General features: G+C 63.3%; 14 protein-coding genes. 9 read left to right on the forward strand and 5 right to left on the reverse strand.

The features are described 5' to 3' along the window. Positions 1-20: 20 nt before the first annotated feature. Together JOD78_RS05940 and hemC are read right to left on the reverse strand one after the other, a co-directional pair. Positions 21-818 (reverse strand): uroporphyrinogen-III synthase, encoded by a 798-nt coding sequence (locus JOD78_RS05940; protein ID WP_134135958.1) that lies wholly within the window; start codon positions 816-818, stop codon positions 21-23. Further along, positions 802-1,758, reverse strand: coding sequence for a hydroxymethylbilane synthase (gene hemC, locus JOD78_RS05945; RefSeq protein ID WP_134135960.1), 957 nt, complete (start codon positions 1,756-1,758; stop codon positions 802-804). The genes JOD78_RS05940 and hemC overlap by 17 nt, the downstream gene beginning before the upstream one ends. Before the next feature lie 244 nt (positions 1,759-2,002). Here hemC and ppc point away from each other — a divergent pair, with 244 nt between their 5' ends. Continuing rightward, positions 2,003-4,918 carry a phosphoenolpyruvate carboxylase gene (gene ppc, locus JOD78_RS05950; protein ID WP_121042324.1) on the forward strand — a complete coding sequence of 972 codons (2,916 nt, stop codon included), beginning with the start codon at positions 2,003-2,005 and terminating at the stop codon, positions 4,916-4,918. Positions 4,919-5,043: 125 nt separating this feature from the next. Here the strand turns inward: ppc and JOD78_RS05955 are convergent, their stop codons facing one another. Continuing rightward, the gene (locus JOD78_RS05955) at positions 5,044-5,481 is read right to left on the reverse strand and encodes a YbaN family protein (protein WP_121041836.1); all 438 of its coding nucleotides are present in this window, start codon (positions 5,479-5,481) and stop codon (positions 5,044-5,046) included. After that, positions 5,478-6,152, reverse strand: coding sequence for a biliverdin-producing heme oxygenase (locus JOD78_RS05960; RefSeq protein ID WP_121041838.1), 675 nt, complete (start codon positions 6,150-6,152; stop codon positions 5,478-5,480). The genes JOD78_RS05955 and JOD78_RS05960 overlap by 4 nt, the downstream gene beginning before the upstream one ends. 275 nt (positions 6,153-6,427) lie before the next feature. Here JOD78_RS05960 and JOD78_RS05965 point away from each other — a divergent pair, with 275 nt between their 5' ends. Then, entirely contained in the window at positions 6,428-8,704 is a 2,277-nt protein-coding gene (locus JOD78_RS05965) for a TonB-dependent receptor (protein WP_121041840.1), read from the forward strand. A gap of 438 nt (positions 8,705-9,142) precedes the next feature. Continuing rightward, on the forward strand, positions 9,143-10,081 hold the full coding sequence (locus JOD78_RS05970) for a dienelactone hydrolase family protein (protein ID WP_039785426.1): 939 nt from the start codon (positions 9,143-9,145) through the stop codon (positions 10,079-10,081). A 186-nt stretch (positions 10,082-10,267) separates the two neighbouring features. Here the strand turns inward: JOD78_RS05970 and JOD78_RS05975 are convergent, their stop codons facing one another. Beyond that, on the reverse strand, positions 10,268-11,098 hold the full coding sequence (locus JOD78_RS05975) for an HDOD domain-containing protein (protein WP_121041844.1): 831 nt from the start codon (positions 11,096-11,098) through the stop codon (positions 10,268-10,270). Positions 11,099-11,571: 473 nt separating this feature from the next. Between JOD78_RS05975 and argH the strand changes: the two genes are divergently transcribed. The 6 genes from argH to JOD78_RS06005 all read left to right on the forward strand — a co-directional run bounded on the left by argH (position 11,572) and on the right by JOD78_RS06005 (position 17,964). After that, complete coding sequence (gene argH / locus JOD78_RS05980; protein ID WP_121041846.1) at positions 11,572-12,966, forward strand: argininosuccinate lyase; 1,395 nt, start codon at positions 11,572-11,574, stop codon at positions 12,964-12,966. 311 nt (positions 12,967-13,277) lie between these two features. Next, positions 13,278-14,435 (forward strand): ABC transporter substrate-binding protein, encoded by a 1,158-nt coding sequence (locus JOD78_RS05985; protein WP_088753397.1) that lies wholly within the window; start codon positions 13,278-13,280, stop codon positions 14,433-14,435. A gap of 281 nt (positions 14,436-14,716) precedes the next feature. Next, the gene (locus JOD78_RS05990) at positions 14,717-15,598 is read left to right on the forward strand and encodes a branched-chain amino acid ABC transporter permease (protein WP_034335502.1); all 882 of its coding nucleotides are present in this window, start codon (positions 14,717-14,719) and stop codon (positions 15,596-15,598) included. Between the two features lies 1 nt (position 15,599). Beyond that, complete coding sequence (locus JOD78_RS05995) at positions 15,600-16,475, forward strand: branched-chain amino acid ABC transporter permease (protein ID WP_034335500.1); 876 nt, start codon at positions 15,600-15,602, stop codon at positions 16,473-16,475. After that, on the forward strand, positions 16,475-17,236 hold the full coding sequence (locus JOD78_RS06000) for an ABC transporter ATP-binding protein (protein WP_121041850.1): 762 nt from the start codon (positions 16,475-16,477) through the stop codon (positions 17,234-17,236). Before JOD78_RS05995 ends, JOD78_RS06000 begins: the two co-directional genes overlap by 1 nt. Further along, on the forward strand, positions 17,233-17,964 hold the full coding sequence (locus JOD78_RS06005; RefSeq protein ID WP_088753394.1) for an ABC transporter ATP-binding protein: 732 nt from the start codon (positions 17,233-17,235) through the stop codon (positions 17,962-17,964). The genes JOD78_RS06000 and JOD78_RS06005 overlap by 4 nt, the downstream gene beginning before the upstream one ends. Positions 17,965-18,085: the final 121 nt, after the last annotated feature.

Consider the following 18,085-nt stretch of genomic DNA (forward strand, 5'->3'; position numbering starts at 1 on the left):
GCGGCAAATTACGCGGCCACTCAGGGAGCGGGTGGAACAAGGGCGGCAAGCAGGCGTTCATCTCCCGACCCGGTCAGGACCACCTGCACGAAACCCTGCTCCCGCGCGGTCTCGGCGATCCTGTGGTGAGAGACGACGATGCGTTGTCGTTGCAGTTTTACCACACGTTCCTCGCCCCCGGCTAGTCTTGCCAAGTGAAGCAAATTGCGCAAGGCCTCGGAACTGGTGATGACCCAGTCGGCACCACCGTCCAGCAAATCCAGCAGTTGCAGGCGGTTTTGTGCGTTCAGCTGGGGGGCCAGGCGACGGTAGGCGGTAAGGAATTCGACTTCCACGCCCTGTTGTTGCAAAGCTTCACTCAGGAAATCGCGGCCGGCCTGGCCGCGCACGATCAGAGCACGCCTGCCGCGCAATTGTTCCAACGGGAGGGATTTGAACAATTCCTCGGAGTCCATCTTGTCGGCGCGCTGCGGGCCGTAGATGGTGGCATTGGCGCCATCGACGCCATGCCCGCGCAAGGCCACCCTGCTGCCCTCCCCCACGATGCCGATGGGCACATCACGCGGCCAGCCCTGCAGATGGGCAAAGGCGGCATCGATGGCATTGGGGCTGACGAAGACCACCAGCGCGAAGTCGTGCAGGCGTGCCAGCGTGGCCTTGAGTTCGCTGTCATCTTCGACCGGGCCGATGGCCAGCAGCGGAAATACCACGGCACGCCGGCCCAGCTGCTGCACGCGCTCGGCAAAGCCGCCGGCCTGTTGCAGTGGCCGCGTCACGACCACCGGCAACGGTGCAGCTGTCTCAGGCCGAAGCGGCATCAGCCTGGGCCTTGCAGGCCGCCAGAATCGCATCGGCACCGCGCGACTTGAGCAGCTCGGCCACTTGCGCACCGAGCGCCTCGGGCGCATCCGGCGAACCTTCGGCTTCAGCGGCAGCGGCTTGTGCGCCATCGGGGGTGGCGATCATGGCGCGCAGGTGCAGGCGCTCACCGTCCAGCGTGGCGTAGGCCGCCAGCGGGATCTGGCAGCTGGCACCGAAGATGCGCGAGACCGAACGCTCGGCTGCCGACACCACGGCGGCCGGCACATCATGCAAGGGGGCCAGCAGGCGTTTGATGTCGTCGCGGCCTTCGGGGATCTCGATGGCCAGCGTGCCCTGCCCGGGCGACGGCAGGCTTTGTTCGGGATCGAGGAAGGAACGGATGCGCGCCTTCAGGCCCAGGCGGTTCAGGCCGGCCACGGCCAGGATGATGGCGGCGTAGTCGCCACGATCCAGCTTGGCCAGGCGGGTATCGAGATTGCCGCGCAGCGGCTTGACCACCAGTTGCGGATAGCGCGCGGCGATCATGGCCTGGCGGCGCAGGCTGCTGGTGCCGACGATGGCGCCATCGGGCAGCGCGTCCAGCGAGGCATGGTCATTGGAGACGAAGGCGTCGCGCGCGTCTTCGCGTTCCAGGATGGCGGCCAGCTCGAAGCCTTCGGGCAAGTCCATCGGCATGTCCTTCAGGCAGTGCACGGCGAGGTCGGCGCGGCCTTCGGCCATGGCCACTTCCAGTTCCTTGACGAACAGGCCCTTGCCGCCGACCTTGGAAAGCGCGCGATCAAGAATCTGGTCGCCACGGGTGGTGGTTCCGAGGATATTGATGCTGCACTGCGGATATAATGCGGCCAGACGGTCCCGCACGTACTCGGCCTGCCACATGGCGAGGCGGCTTTCACGCGAGACGATGACGATGTTGGAAGGAGGAAATTCTTTCAAGACGGGCTTTCCGATTCAGTCGTGGCACCCGCGGCCGAGGAGACAAGGAAAGCAGGAGACCGGCGCATCCAGACTGAACAATACGATTAAAAAAGCGATCGAGGGCAAGCAGCAACGCACATCGATCACAGCGACCAGAAGCGAGACGCACACCAAAAACGAGGCAAATTCTAGCACGCACACCCACGGCAATCCGATCCACAAGCACGACTTTCTCCTCCGAAAACCGCAGCAACCGTTGATCATGGCGACTAAAAATCCAACACCACGCAGTGCCCGTTCCACTCCTTCCACGCCACGCGCCACCACTGCCGCCAAGCGCAGCCCGGCCAGCAAGACCGTCACCAAACCCGCCCGCAGCACCGACAAGGATGCGCCCCTGAAGGAAGACATCCGCCTGCTCGGACGCCTGCTGGGCGAAGTCGTGCGGGAACAGGAAGGCGATGAAGTCTTCGAGGTGGTGGAAACCATCCGCCAGACCGCCGTGCGTTTTCGCCGCGAATCCGATGCCAAGGCCGGTGCCGAGCTCGACAAGCTGCTCAAGAAACTGACCCGCGACCAGACCAATTCGGTGGTGCGCGCGTTTTCCTATTTCTCGCATCTGGCCAACATCGCCGAAGACCAGCACCACAACCGCCGCCGTCGCGCGCACCTGCTGGCCGGTTCCGAAGCCCAGCCCGGCAGCGTGGCCTATGCGCTGTCGCGCCTGGATGATGCCGGCGTCTCGGGCGCACAAGTGCGCAGCTTCCTGAAGGAAGCCCTGGTGTCGCCGGTGCTGACCGCCCACCCGACCGAAGTGCAGCGCAAGTCCATCCTGGATGCCGAGCGCGAGATTGCCCGCCTGGTGGCCGAACGCGACCTGCCGCTGACCCCGCGCGAGCTGCGCCACAACACCGAACTGCTGCGCGCACGCATCGCCACGCTGTGGCAGACGCGCATGCTGCGCTATACCAAGCTGACGGTGGCGGACGAGATCGAGAACGCCCTCTCCTACTACCGCATCACCTTCCTGCGCGAACTGCCGGCGCTGTATGACGACATCGAAGCCGAGATCGACAGCCAGTTCCCCTCGCGCGCCAAGACCCGCGCCGTGGAGCTGCCGCCCTACCTGCAGATGGGCAGCTGGATCGGCGGCGACCGCGACGGCAACCCCAACGTCAATGCCGCCACCATGCAGCATGCGCTGAAGCGCCAGTCCACCACCATCTTCGATTACTACCTCGACGAAGTGCACACGCTGGGGGCCGAGATGTCCATCTCCACCCTGATGGTCGCGGCCAGCCCGGAACTGCTGGCCCTGGCCGATGCCTCGCCGGACCACTCCGAGCACCGCGCCGACGAACCCTACCGCCGTGCCCTCATCGGCATCTACGCGCGCCTGGCCGCCACGGCCCGTTCGCTGGGCGTGGTCAACATCCTGCGCCAGGAAATCGGCGCCGCTGCGCCCTACGCCAGCCCGGCCGAATGCGTGGCCGAACTGGAGGTGCTGGTGGCCTCGCTGCAGGCCCACCACGGTGCCGCGCTGGTCAAGCCGCGCCTGGCCGGATTGAAGCGTGCCGTGGAAATCTTCGGCTTCCACCTGGCCACGCTGGACATGCGCCAGAGCTCCGACGTGCACGAGCGCGTGCTGGCAGAGCTGTTCGCCAAGTCCCAGGTAGAGGCCGACTATGCGGGCCTGACCGAAGAACGCAAGATCGCCCTGCTGCTGGGTGAACTGTCCAAGCCGCGCCTGCTGTATTCGCCCTACCTGCAGTACGCCGATGAAACCAACTCCGAGCTGACCATCCTGCGCGCCGCGCGCGAAATCCGCCGCCGCTATGGCGAACGTGCGATCCGCAACTACATCATCTCGCACACCGAGACCTTGTCCGACCTGCTGGAAGTCTTGCTGCTGCAGAAGGAAACGGGGCTGCTGCACATCGAAGGCAACCAGCTGCACGAGCTGGAGCTGATGGTCATTCCATTGTTCGAGACCATCCCCGACTTGCGCTGTGCGGCCGAGATCATGCGCGGCTGGCTGACCCTCCCGCAGGTCAAGGGCTTGATCGCCAAGCACGGCAAGCTGCAGGAAGTGATGCTGGGCTATTCGGATTCCAACAAGGATGGCGGCTTCCTGACCTCCAACTGGGAACTCTACAAGGCCGAGAACCAGCTGGTGGAACTGTTCAATGAAGCCGGCGTGAAGCTGCGCCTGTTCCACGGCCGTGGCGGCACCGTCGGCCGTGGCGGCGGTCCGAGCTACCAGGCCATCCTGGCGCAGCCGCCGGGCACGGTCAACGGCCAGATCCGCCTGACCGAGCAAGGTGAAATCATCGCCTCCAAGTTCTCCAATCCGGAAATCGGCCGCCGCAACCTGGAGCTGCTGGTCGCCGCCACCCTGGAAGCGAGCCTGATGCCCGCCGCCACCGATGGCAAGGAAGCCAGGAAGCTGGCCGAATTCGAGCGCGTCATGGAAGAACTGTCGGAGCGTGCCTATCGCGCTTATCGCAACCTGGTGTACGAGACCCCGGGCTTCACCGATTACTTCTTCGCGGCCACGCCCATCGCCGAGATCGCGCAACTGAACATCGGTTCGCGCCCGGCCTCGCGCAAGGCGACCCAGCGCATCGAGGATCTACGCGCGATTCCCTGGGGCTTCTCGTGGGGCCAGTGCCGTCTGCTGCTCCCGGGCTGGTATGGTTTTGGCAGCGCCGTGGCGGGCTGGCTAGAAGAAGCCGGCAACGCCAAGGAGAGCGCAAAACGCCTGGCCACCCTGCGCGCCATGTGCAAGGAATGGCCGTTCTTCGCCGCCCTGCTGTCGAACATGGACATGGTGCTCTCCAAGACCGACCTCGCCGTGGCCTCGCGCTACGCCGGACTGGTGGCGGACCGCAAGCTGCGTACCACGATCTTCGGCCGCATCACCGGCGAGCATGAACGTACCAGCAGCGTGCTCTCGGCCATCACCGGCACCAAGGAACGCCTGTCCGGCAATCCGCTGTTGGCGCGTTCGATCAAGAACCGCTTCGCCTATCTCGATCCGCTGAACCACCTGCAGGTCGAGCTGATCAAGCGCCACCGCGCTACGGCTGCAGCGAAGCGTGCGCCGGAAGAACGCGTGCAGCGTGGCATCCACCTCACCATCAACGGGGTGGCCGCCGGCTTGCGCAATACTGGCTAAACTGCAACGCCTGCCGGCGAAGCCTCACGCTGCGCAACGGGACCGACCTGCCATCATCAGGGACGGGCCCCGATCCCCCGGATACCTTCGCGTAACGGGGGATTTTTTTATGATTCAACGCATTGTCAGTCTCTGGACCCGTCGGTGCCCGCACCACCGGGCTCGGGACGCGACCACATCCAGGCGGCCCCCACTGCCATGCCCAGCGCCGCCAACAGGAGGATCCAGCGGCGCTGGATGGTCAACGCCATGATGATCAGGCAGAGCGTCATCGTCAGTGAGGCAGTCGCCTTGGCACGTATCGTCACGGCACGGCCATGGCGCCAGTTGTGGATCATCGGACCAAACAGGCGATGCTGCTCCAGCCAGCGCTGCAGACGCGGCGAACCACGGCTGGCAGCCCATGCCGAGAGCAGGATGAATTCCGTAGTAGGCAAGCCCGGGATGAAAATGGCGATGACACCCAACGCCAGGCTCGCATAGGCCAACAGCAGCCAGGCCCACGCCACCAGTCTGTGACGAGTCAGGCGCTTCGGTTCAGCCTCGGTCGTGCCCCCGGTCACGCCGCATTTTCCGTCAGTGGCGCGCGGCAGAACCGACCGACATACGAGGTCACCTGCGCAAACGCAGCGCTCGCCCCTTGGATCACCTGCTGTTCCGCGACCGCGTCAAGCTCAATGGCGTTGAGCTGGGCCACGAAACCGCGCCAGCTCGGGGCCCTGCCTTCCGGGTGCGGCGCCAGGTGGCGCGCTCCGCGGTTGCCATCCAGGCCCAGCCCGGCCGCCATCTTGTAGAGGAACGCCGCACCGAGGTTGGATCCTTCCTCGACATACAACCAGCCGATGGCCACAGGCAGGGAGAAACGATCCGCGCAAAACACCGGCGCCGACAGCACCGGAAGCGGCAAGCCCAGGTCCTGCAGGTCGGCCGTTACCTGTGCCAGCCGCGAGCGTGCCTGCAGATCTGGAAACAGACGGTTCAAGGCAGCATCCTCGAACAAGGCTGCTACATCGCGATGAAACGCGTATTGCATCTGCAGGAAGCCGCCATAGCGCTGCAGCGATGCGAAGGGGTTGAAACGCATGATGCTCCCATCCAGCGCTTCGTGGGCCGCGCGGGTAGCCTCTTTCAACGCCGCGGCGCGATCCAGCTCCGGGGCGGCGGCAGGAACGGGAACGGTTTCGGTTGAGGTGGACGGGGAGGCAGGGATGGCAAGTGAAGTGGAAGTAGTCATGGCGTGGACGATTGATCAAAAACAAACCGACGTGGACACACCCGACTCGGACCAGCACATTCTAATTGCAAATGATTATCAATTGCTTTGCCTTTGCAAAAACTTAATTTTAAAATCGCGACCTCTCTGCGAGAGATGAATTGATTCAGATTTAGCCAGCCACTTGTTCTAGTCCACCCGCCGGTATCGATGAAGACAGCGTCAGCCAGTCGACGACCCATCACGCCGCCGCACCGCCAATACCGACGGCGCACACAAGACTAGAAGAGGAAGCAATGATTGCAGCAATCGCGCGCAGCACGACCGCGCAAAACCTGGCGCGTCCCGTTCCGCGGGTCCTGACCATCTCCATCCACCTGGCACTGGCCGGGCTCATGATCAGCCCGGCTCACGCCGCAGAGGACGCCAGCCGCGACAGCGCCCTGCCACAGATCAGCGTGACAGCAGACAGGGCCTCCCGCAGCACATCCCTGAGCGCCGATGACCTGCAGAATGCGGGGGTCACCGACATGGCGGGCGTGATCCGCTACCAGCCTCTCGTGAGCGCGCCTTCGGCACTGAGCGGAGCCGCCAACCTGTGGGACGGCAGCGGCACCTCGGGCTACAACATCCGTGGCGTCGAGGGCAACCGGGTCGGACTGGATGTCGACGGTATCGAGCTGCCAGCGGCCGTCCCCTTGCCGGATGGGCTCAAGGCCACAGGCGTGGGCATCGGTCGCGACTATATCGACCCCGAGGTCTTCCGTCGCGTCGACATCATCTCGGGGACCACGTCTTCCGGCGAAAATGGCGCCACCGGCCTGGGCGGACGCGTCTCCTTCCAGACCAGGTCGCCGGACGACTACCTGAGCGACGGCAAGAACAGCTATCTCGGTGCCAAACTCGGCTACACCTCCGCTGACCAGGCCTGGGCAGAATCCCTGACCACGGCACAGAAGATGGGCGACTGGAAACTGCTGGCCCTGTATTCGAATCGCGATGGCGCACTGACCCGGTCCAAGGACGTGAGCGATGCGAACCGTGACAACTGGCATTCCGACGCGGTGCTGTTCAAGGCGTTTTATGAAGGGCTGGCGCACCACAAGCTGGGCGTGACACTGGACCTCTATGATCGTGCCGACAACCGCTATCTTGACGGCAGCACCTATAGTGCCTATCCGGCCGGTGCAACGCAGTACTCCACGACCCGTCGTCATCGCCTGCAAGTGGAGGATGAATACACCCCGGCGGCTGGCAGCATCGCCGCCTTCGACAAGCTGCGCGTACATGCCTTCTATCAGGACAGCAAGAAAGAGGACTACACCATCGCTGCCAATTCCACCAACAGCTATACCCGCTACATCGACACCTATCTGGCCACCACCAGCGTCGGACTGGGCGCGGACGCCAGCAAGCGCATGGGAACGCACGAACTGTTCTATGGCCTGTCCTTCACCAGCACGGACGAGCAGCGTCCCTGGACCGAAGCGCGCATCACCAACGCCACCGGCAATTCGGTCAGCGGCTATCCCTACAGCAAGGACCGCATGGCACAGACGCGCACGAACAAGCTGGTGGCTTACGTCCGCGACGAATGGCACCTCTCTCCGCGCGCCACGCTCACGCCGGGCCTGCGGGCTGAATACTGGCAAACCCGGCCGGGCGACCTGAGCCATTACCTGGCCAACGTCGGCAGTGCCGCCAGCGAGGTCAGCGCAGACCATACGGCCTTGCTTGCCCCCAGCCTGCGCTTTGCCTATGCGCTCACACCGAGCTATGACTTCTTTGCCCAATACAGCCGCGGGGTACGCGTGGCCACTGCCGCAGAAAAAACCGGAACCTATGATTCCTCGACCTACGCCAGCTCGGCCTTCCTGTACGCCATCCTCGGCAATCCCGACCTCAAGAACGAGACCAGCGACGCCTTTGAACTCGGGACCAAGGGCGAGCTGATCGATGGCCTGACCCTCAACAGCTCGCTGTTCTATACCCGATACAAGAACTTCATCGACTACCAGACCACCACCTACAGCGGCACGTCGCTGGCATATCGCCTGCAGAACATCGCCAACGTCGATATCTACGGCGCAGAAGTCTCCGCACAACTGCGCCTGGGGACCTATGCCAGTGCGCTGCGAGGCTACAGCCTGGGGGGCAGCGCTGGAGTATCAGCCGGCCGTTCGCGCAATGACGCCGGTGTCAGTGGCTCGGTCAACTCGGTGGGACCCGCCAAGGGCACCGTGCGTGTGGCCTATGATGATCCCGGCGCCCGCTACGGCGGCAGCCTGATCATGACGGCCGTGAAATCCAAGCGTGCCAGCGCCGACGACGTCTCGGTCTATTCCACCAGCGGCGCTTACGTCAACGTGCCTGGCTATGCGCTGCTGGATCTGTCGACCTACTGGAAGCTGAACCAGCATGTGACACTGCACGCCGGCATCTACAACCTGACCGATCGCAAATACTGGGACTACGCCACGGTACGCGGCCTGACCACTTCGCAATCCGTCTTGTTCCAGCGCGCCGCGCAACCGGGCCGCAACGCCGCCATCACCCTCAATATCGATCTTTGAGATCGTCCGGCACGATGCCGCCACGGATGAAAGTTCCCGGCAGCATCGTGCGACCGGCCGGCGCGCCCGATGCTGACTCGGGCGCACCAGCCTCCCCTCCTCCTGCACTGACAAGCATGACGTATCAGAGACGCCCCGTCTCAAGTTCAGCGTTTGCATGCCGATAACAGATGGCTCATATGACATTTGACGAAGCGACAAGCTGTTGCAGGCGACGCACAGGTGCAGGCGCGCTCTTGTGATGGATCAGATTTTTGCACCGCAAAAACCAATCTTCCCTGCCGCACGACGCTTCGCTTTTGTAAAATACAAGCTGAAGAATTCAAATACATACAGTCGTTGCAATCCGTGAAGCTTATTGCTTCAGCGACCATTTTCCCCGTTGACGGGAAAGGCCGTCGGGCAACGATTTGGCATCACTACGGGGAATCAGACATCATGCGACATTGGGGAAAACCGCTGGCTGCGTTCTGCATTGCAGCATCGCTGGCCGTGATCGGCTCCTGGGCGCAGGCCGCGCCCAATTCGGCACCGCCGCCACCACTGGAAGCACGCCGCGTCTCGCTCACCAGCGTGGACAGCAAGGGCGGCAAGGCCACCGCGCTCTATGGCGTCTGGATCAAGGCACGCAAGTCGCTTACCACCAAGGGCCCGGCACCGACCGTGATCGCCCTGCATGGCTGCGGCGGCTTGTACAGCATGGTCAAGGATGGCAAGGGGGAATTCACGCCGCGCCACCTGGCGATGGCACGCGTGCTCAGCGACGCCGGCTACAACGTGCTGTTCCCGGACAGCTTCACCCCGCGCGGCCGCCGCTCCACCTGCCAGGACACCGTGGCCCAGCGCGAAGTCAGCGCCATGAACCGCCGCTACGACGTGCAGGCCGCCCTGCACTGGGTGACTTCGCAGCCGGATGTGGATGTGAAGCGCATCGCCCTGCTGGGCTGGTCGCATGGCGCGTCGACCCTGCTGGCCTCGATCAACCTGGCCGAAACCGACGTGGCCGTGCGCAAGATCCAGCCGCGCGCTGCCGTGGCGTTCTATCCGGATTGCCGCCCCTACGCCAAGACCACCGAGCCCTTCAAACCGGCCGCACCACTCCTGATCCTGATGGGCGAGAACGATGACTGGACGCCGCCCCAGGCCTGCGAAGCCATCGAAGAGAAGATGAAGGGCAGCGACACCGAGATCGCCCTGCGCCTCTATCCCGATACCTATCACGACTTCGACGCGCCCGGCCTGCCGGTGCACGTGCGCATGGATGTGGCCGGCGTGGGCAAGCGCGGTGAAGGCGTCACCAGCGGCGGCAACCCGGATGCGCGCAGCCAGGCGTATCGCTCCATGCTCAACTTCCTGGACGCCAAGCTGAATTACTGACGAAACACTGAGGATCCGGGCCGGCCACGCGCCTCCCGGGTTTTGACAGTACCCTTCACCAACGACAATGCCGGCCCCTTGCGGGAGCCGGCATTGTCGTTTTTTACGTCCTTTTCCTTCACATCGGCCGGAAACCACCGTACTTCGGCGCTCGCCGGCCTGCCCTGTTGGGGCGGATCAGGCCGCTCAGGAGATCAGGTCCTGCATGCCCTCGCCCAGTTCGGCCAGCGGCGGCATGTCCTCGGTGAAGGTGGCCAGGCTCAGCCCGAGCTTGGCGGCGACCTCCGTCGGGAAGGTCGACTCCAGTTCGTCGGCCGAGTACTTGTTTTCCTCGGCACGGGCACGCCAGGCGGCCAGGTGGACGACCGCGGCGAAGGGATCGAACTCGCCCTTGAGCGGCTGCGGGAAGGCCTTGATGACCTTGGCGAACTCGTCCGGGAAACGCCAGCGGCGTGCCAGCTCGGCCCCCACATCGGCAAAGTCGTAACCGAAGGACTGGCGCTCCACATCCAGGCGGCGCGCATCCAGGGGACCGGCGACCTTGTCGACCTCCAACGCCTGCTCGGGCATGCCGGCGTGCATCACCAGCTGGCCGATGGCATGCATCAAGCCCACCGTGAAGGCAAAATCGGAATTGAGCTTGACCTGCTTCTGCTTGGCCAGCCACTTGGCGACGATGGCCGTATCGAGGCTGTAGCGCCAGAACAGCTTCAGGTCCACACCGGGCAGCTTCTTGAAACTGCCGGCCATGCCGGTGCTCACCACCAGCGTACGAACCGTCATGAACCCCAGCATCAGCACTGCATCGTCGACGGTGCCGATGGTGCGCGAGACGTGGTAATAGGATGAATTGGCCAGGCGTAGGATCTTCGCGCTCAGAACCTGATCTGCGGCCAGCTTTTTGGCGATCTCTTCAATCGAGACCGATTCGTTGTTGAAACTTTCGATGACTTCCTGCACCACCTTGGGAATGCTCGGCAAGGCAGTTTGCTGCTGAAACAGTGCTTCCAAATTCATGCTTCTCTCCTGTAAGACGACCCCCATACATCTCGCTTGAGCGCTTGACAGGACCACCCCCTTGGCATTGTGCAGCTGGACGATGCCCCCACGACACCGGCCGGTGCCGGCATCATCCTGGCTGCGCCGTGGCTGGCAGCCCTGATCTTCTCCGGAAACCTGCAGAACTTCCCCCGGATCAGTCATCGCACCCTGAGTATAGCGTCAGCAAATGTCAGTAGCCCACGGCTTTTTAGCGTCTCAGCAGAGCTTGCGCAAAAACAACAAGCAAAAATGATGCCACCTGGAAACTTCGCTTGCTTTGATGTCGAGAAAAGCTTTTCCAAACCACCCGCTGGGAACGGATGAAAAAAGCGTGCGACAGGCTGGTGATGAAATGCGAAAAATCCGCGTGCCGCAGCATTTCGGGCTGCATGGCCGTGGCTTGGCGCAGTTGTGCTTGCTATAATCGCCCATTCTCCGGAATTCCCTATATGACAGACCAATTTGCTAAAAAGGGCGAAGCCTGGTCGGCTCGCTTTTCTGAACCCGTCTCCGATCTCGTCAAGCGCTATACCGCATCGGTGTTCTTCGACAACCGCATGGCCCAGGTCGACATCCAGGGCTCGCTGGCGCATGCCGAGATGCTGGCCCACCAGGGCATCATCAGCGCGGCCGATTACGCCGAGATCCAGCGCGGCATGGCCCAGATCAAGGGTGAAATCGAGTCCGGCCAGTTCGAATGGCTGCTGGACCTGGAAGACGTCCACCTGAACATCGAAAAGCGCCTGACCGAACTGGTCGGCGACGCCGGCAAGCGCCTGCACACCGGCCGTTCGCGCAACGACCAGGTGGCCACCGACATCCGCCTCTACATGCGCGGTGCGGTCGACGACATCATCGGCCTGCTGCGCGATCTGCGCCTGGCCCTGCTGGACCTGGCCGAGCAGCACGCCGACACCATCCTGCCGGGCTTCACCCACATGCAGGTGGCGCAGCCGATCACCTTCGGCCACCACGTGCTGGCCTACGTCGAGATGTTCGGCCGCGATGCCGAACGCATGATCGACGCCCGCAAGCGCATCAACCGCCTGCCGCTGGGCGCGGCTGCCCTGGCCGGTACCACCTTCCCGATCGACCGCCTGCGCGTGGCCAAGACCCTGGGCTTTGACGACGTGTGCCGCAACTCGCTGGACGCCGTCTCGGACCGTGACTTCGCCATCGAATTCTGCGCCGCTGCTGCCCTGGTGATGACGCACATCTCGCGCATGTCCGAAGAGCTGGTGATCTGGATGAGCCCGCGCGTGGGCTTCATCGACATCGCCGACCGCTTCTGCACCGGCTCGTCCATCATGCCGCAGAAGAAGAACCCGGACGTCCCCGAACTGGCACGCGGCAAGACCGGCCGCGTCAACGGCCACCTGATCGCTCTGCTGACCCTGATGAAGGGCCAGCCCCTGGCCTACAACAAGGACAACCAGGAAGACAAGGAACCGCTGTTCGACACCGTCGACACGCTCACCGATACCCTGCGCATCTTCGCCGACATGGCACGCGGCATCAGCGTCAAGCCCGAAGCCATGCGTGCCGCCGCCCTGCAGGGCTACGCCACGGCGACCGACCTGGCCGACTACCTGGTCAAGAAGGGCCTGCCCTTCCGCGACGCCCACGAAGCCGTGGCGCACGCGGTGCGGACCTGCGTGGACAAGGGCTGCGACCTGGCCGACCTGTCGCTGGACGACCTGCGTGCCTTCTCCGGGCTGATCGGCGAAGACGTGTTTGCCGTGTTGACGCTCGAAGGCTCGGTGGCCGCACGTGACCACATCGGCGGCACCGCACCCAACCAGGTGCGTGCAGCCATTGCGCAACTGCGCAAGGAACTGAACTAAGTACCATCTCGCACCACCCTCGTCCGCTGGCCGGACGACATTCGCATGCCGCTGTGGCGCGCCCTACCCGGGCGCGTTGCAGCGGGTTGTAATCGCTGGCGCAGCCTGCCTTTTCGGGTATGCTGTGGCGGCTGTATCGAAAGAGACCACACAACGGTCTTCAGAGGATGGAGCACAAGTCCCGGCCATCCCGGGCGTCTTTTGCATCATCCTCGATGAAGGAATCGCCACATGACGTCGCGCCGCGCTGTTGCGCACGGCGCTCCGTGATGCGGACGATTTCTACAATATCTAACTGAGGAGAGAACTCGATGCAATTCAATACCATGCTCAAGACCATTCCGGCCCTGCTGATCGGTGCCACCCTGTCCTCGGCCGCACTGGCCGCCGACATCAAGCTGGGCGTGGCCGAAGCCCTGACCGGCCCGGCCGCCAAGTATGGCGTGGCCATCAAGAACGGCTTCACGCTGGCTTCCGAAGAAATCAATGCCAAGGGCGGCGTCAACGGCGACAAGCTGGCCCTGGTGATCGAAGACGAACAAGGCAAGAAGGAAGAAGCCATCAACGTCTTCAAGAAGCTGATCTTCCAGGACAAGGTACTGGCCGTCTTCGGCCCCACCCTGTCGAACTCGGCCTTCGCTGCCGACCCGATCGCCAACGCCGCCAAGGTCGTGGTGTTCGGCACCAGCAATACCGCTGACGGCATCACTGCCATGGGTCCCTTCACCTTCCGCAATTCCGTGATGGAAGCCGACGTGCTGCCCGTCACCGTCAAGGCCGCCGTGAAGCACTTCGGCATCAAGAAGGTCGCCGTGATCTACGGCAACGACGACGCCTTCACCAAGTCCGGCTACGACGTCTTCAAGGCCACCCTGGAACAGCAGAAGATCCCCGTCACCACCACCGAGGCCTATGCCAAGGGCGACGTCGACTTCAAGGCCCAGCTGACCAAGATCAAGGCCGGCAACCCGGACGCCATCGTCTGCTCCTGCCTGGCTGAAGAAGCCGCCAACATCATCCTGCAAACCCGCGCGCTGGGCATGAAGCAGCCCTTCATCGGCGGCAACGGCCTGAACTCGCCCAAGCTGTTCGAGATCGCCAAGGATGCCGGTGACAACACCCTGATGGGCAGCCCGTGGTCGGCCGAGAACCAGACCCCGGCCAACAAGGCGTTCATTGCCGCCTACAAGGCCAAGTTCGGTTCCGACCCTGACCAGTTCGCCGCGCAAGCCTATGACGCCATGTACATCATGGCCGATGCGATCAAGAGCGTGAAGCTCTCCGGCAACCTGGCCAAGGACCGTGATGCCCTGCGCGCTGCACTGCCGGCAGTCAAGATCGACGGCGCCACCGGCAAGTTCGCCTTCCGTGCAGCACCGGCGGTGGCAGGCAAGCAGGTCGGCTTCGATGCGGACCAGGAAGCCATCGTCAACATCGCCAAGGGCGGCAAGTTCGTCCTGCTGAAGTAAGCACGCCGTGTGACGCAGGCTGGGTGGCCTGCCGGGCAACCGGCAAGCCACCCGCAAGCGACGCTCACCCGGGCGCAGCCGGCAACAACCGCCGGCTGCCCGCTTGGGAGGGGATATGAAGCAAATCGCCAGGCCGGAACGGGGAACCACCAACTGCCGCATGACGCGGGCGAGTTGAACCCGGCACTACGACGCAACGAGGGAGGGCCCCGCGCAGCATGCACGGTCGTGCAAATTTGCCGGCGCGGCGCATGGTCTCCCATCACCTATCGCAGGTTCCAATGTTAGAACAACAGCTCATCAATGCCCTTTCGCTGGGCAGCGTGTACGCGCTCTTCGCGCTCGGATTCACGCTGGTCTTTGGCGTTCTGGGCGTGATCAATCTTTCGCACGGCGCCATCTTCATGCTGGGCAGCTATGCCGCCCTGCTGCTGGTGGAGCAGATGGCCCTGCCCCTGTGGGTGGCGCTGCTGCTGGCCATGGTGGCCACCGGCACCCTCGGCCTCATCATCGACGTGCTGGTCCTGAAGCCACTGCGCAAACGAAATGCGCCCCACCTGATCCCCATGATCGCCACCATTGGCGTGGCCATCATGATCACCAACATCTCGCAGGGCATCTTCGGTGCCGAGAACAAGCGCTTCCCCCAGGGCACCATCCCCGAAGACAGCGTGAGCCTGGGCAACCTGCACATCACCGCCGTGCAGGTGGCGATCATCGTGATCGCCTTCGTGCTGATGGTGGTGCTGCTGGGCGTGATGCGCAAGACCCAGCTCGGCCGCGCGCTGCGCGCCATCGCCGAGTCGCCCAAGGCGGCTTACCTGCTGGGCATCAACGTCGAAGGCCTGTTCCTGCTGACCTCCTTCGCTGCAGCGGCCCTGGGTGGCGCGGCCGGCGTGCTGGTGGGCGTGTCCTTCAATGCGATCTCGCCCTTCATGGGACAGCCGATGCTGCACAAGGGCATCGCCGTCATCATCCTGGGCGGCATGGGCGATATCCGTGGCGCCATGATCGGCGGCCTCTTCCTCGGCTTTGCCGAGGTGCTGACGGTGGCCTATATCTCCAGCGACTTCCGCGATGCGGTGGCGTTCGGCCTCCTGTTCCTGATCCTGCTGGTAAAACCCTCCGGCATGTTCGGCAAAGTGCTGGAAAGGAAGGCATAAGATGGGCTTCATGGAATGGTGGGATGGCTTCTGGGCCACCTACAACACAGTCATTTTCAGCATCGGCGTCAACGCCATGCTGGCACTCTCGATCTACGTCACCCTGTCCTGCGGCCTGCTGTCGCTGGCCAATGCGGCCTTCATGGGCATCGGTGCTTACACCGCGTCGCTGTTGACGATGCAGTTCGACATGCCCTTCCCCATCGCGCTGGCCGCCGGCGGCGTGCTGCCCTCGCTGGTGGCGCTGGTGATCGGCATCCCGACACTGCGTCTGTCGGGCGTATATCTGGCCATGGCCACGCTGGGCTTTGGCGAAGTGGTCCGCGTGATCGTCCTCAACCTGGAGATCACCGGCGGCCCGATGGGCCTCAATGGCGTCCCGCCGATCACCGAGTGGTGGCACATCGTGCTGCTGCTGGGCGTGACGATCTATGCGCTGGCCCGCCTGCGCCGCTCCAAGACCGGCCGCGCCTTCGAAGCCATCAAGGAAGATGAAGTCGCAGCGCGCCTGATGGGCGTGAACGTGGCCGGCTACAAGCTCTTGGCCTTCGTCATCGGTGCTGCCATTGCGGGTGTGGCCGGTGGCCTCAACGCGCACTTCACCTTCACCATCGGCCCCAACAACTATGGTTTCGAGAACGCGGTCGACATCCTGACCATGGCCGTCTTCGGTGGCACCAGCAACCTGATCGGTCCGATGATCGGCTCGACGATTCTTTCGCTGCTGCCGGAAGTGCTGCGTCATTTCAAGGACTTCCGCCTGGCCATCAATGGCCTGATCCTGATCCTGGTGGTGCTGTACCTGCCCAAGGGCATCTGGGACCCGCGCCGCATCCGCGCCTTCCTGGGCCGCAACGCTGAGAAGAAGGTGAAGTAATGCTTTTACAACTGAACGACATCAGCAAGAACTTCGGCGGCCTGCAAGTGCTGCAGGGTGTGAACTTCAACGTCAAGGAAGGCGAGATCTTCGGCCTGATCGGCCCCAACGGTGCCGGCAAGACCACGGTCTTCAACCTCATCACGGGCCTGCTGCGCGCCTCCTCCGGCAGCATCCGTTTCAATGACGACGACATCGGTGCCGTCGCCCCGCACAAGATCACCGAGCGCGGCATTGCCCGCACCTTCCAGAACATCCGCGTGTTCAAGGAAATGACGTTGCTGGAGAACGTGGTGGTCGGCATGCACGAGCACCTGAACTATGGCGTGGCCAGCATGCTTTTCAACCTCGGCGGCTTCCGCAAGGCCGAGCAGGAAGCGCGCGAACGTGCACTGGAACTGCTGTCCTGGGTGCGCCTGGATCACAAGGCGCACATGCTGGCCGACAGTCTGTCCTATGGCGAGCAGCGCAAGCTGGAGTTCGCGCGTGCGCTGGCGACCAAGCCCAAGCTGCTGTTGCTGGACGAGCCGGTGGCCGGCATGAACCCGGCCGAGAAGACCGAGCTGATGAGCGAGATCGTCAACATCAAGGCGCGCGGTTTCACCATCTTCATGATCGAGCATGACATGCGTTTCGTCATGGGCCTGTGCGAGCGCATCGCGGTGCTGAACTTCGGCAAGATCATCGCCGAGGGCACCCCGGACCAGATCAAGAACAACCAGGAAGTGATCGAGGCCTATCTCGGCAAGGAAGAAGCATGAGCGCCAGCGGCAACAAGCAACCCATTCTGCAGGTCGAGGACCTGGCGGTGGCCTATGGCCACATTGAAGCGGTCAAGGGCATCAGCCTGTCCCTGAACGAAGGCGAGATCACCGCGCTGGTCGGTGCCAATGGCGCCGGCAAGAGCACGTCGCTGCTGGCCATCTCCGGCCTGGTGAAGGCGCAGCGTGGCCGTGTGCTGCTCAACGGGCAGGACCTGCTGCAGATGTCGCCGCACCGCATCGTCGAATCCGGCGTGGTGCAGGTGGCCGAAGGCCGTGCGACGCTGACCACGCTGACCGTCGAAGAGAACCTGGCCCTGGGCGCTTATACGCGCAAGGACAAGGACGGCGTGGCGCGTGATCTGGAGTGGGTGTATTCCCTCTTCCCGGTCTTGAAGAACCGTGCGGCCGGACTGGCGGGCAATCTCTCGGGTGGTGAGCAGCAGATGCTGGCCATTGGGCGTGCGCTGATGGCCAAGCCCAAGGTCTTGTTGCTGGATGAACCATCGATGGGGCTGGCCCCGTTGATCATCCAGGAAATCTTCCGCATCGTGCAGGAGATCAACAAGACCGGCATGACCGTGCTGCTGGTGGAACAGAACGTGCGCCAGGCGCTGCGCATTGCGCAACGCGGCTATGTGCTGGAGACGGGCAAGATTGTGCTGGAGGATAGCGGTGCGAATCTGCTGGGCAATCCTAAGGTGGTGGAGGCTTATCTGGGGGGCTGATGCGCTTGATCTGTTGCATGTGACGGGGCTGGAGAAAAAATAATAAAAAATTTCTCAATTAGGTGTTGACCATCAGCCTGATAGGCCTTAATATGCAGCCTCTTTCAAGCACAGCAAGTCA

The organism is Herbaspirillum sp. 1130 (assembly GCF_017833835.1).
GTDB lineage: Bacteria > Pseudomonadota > Gammaproteobacteria > Burkholderiales > Burkholderiaceae_D > Herbaspirillum > Herbaspirillum huttiense.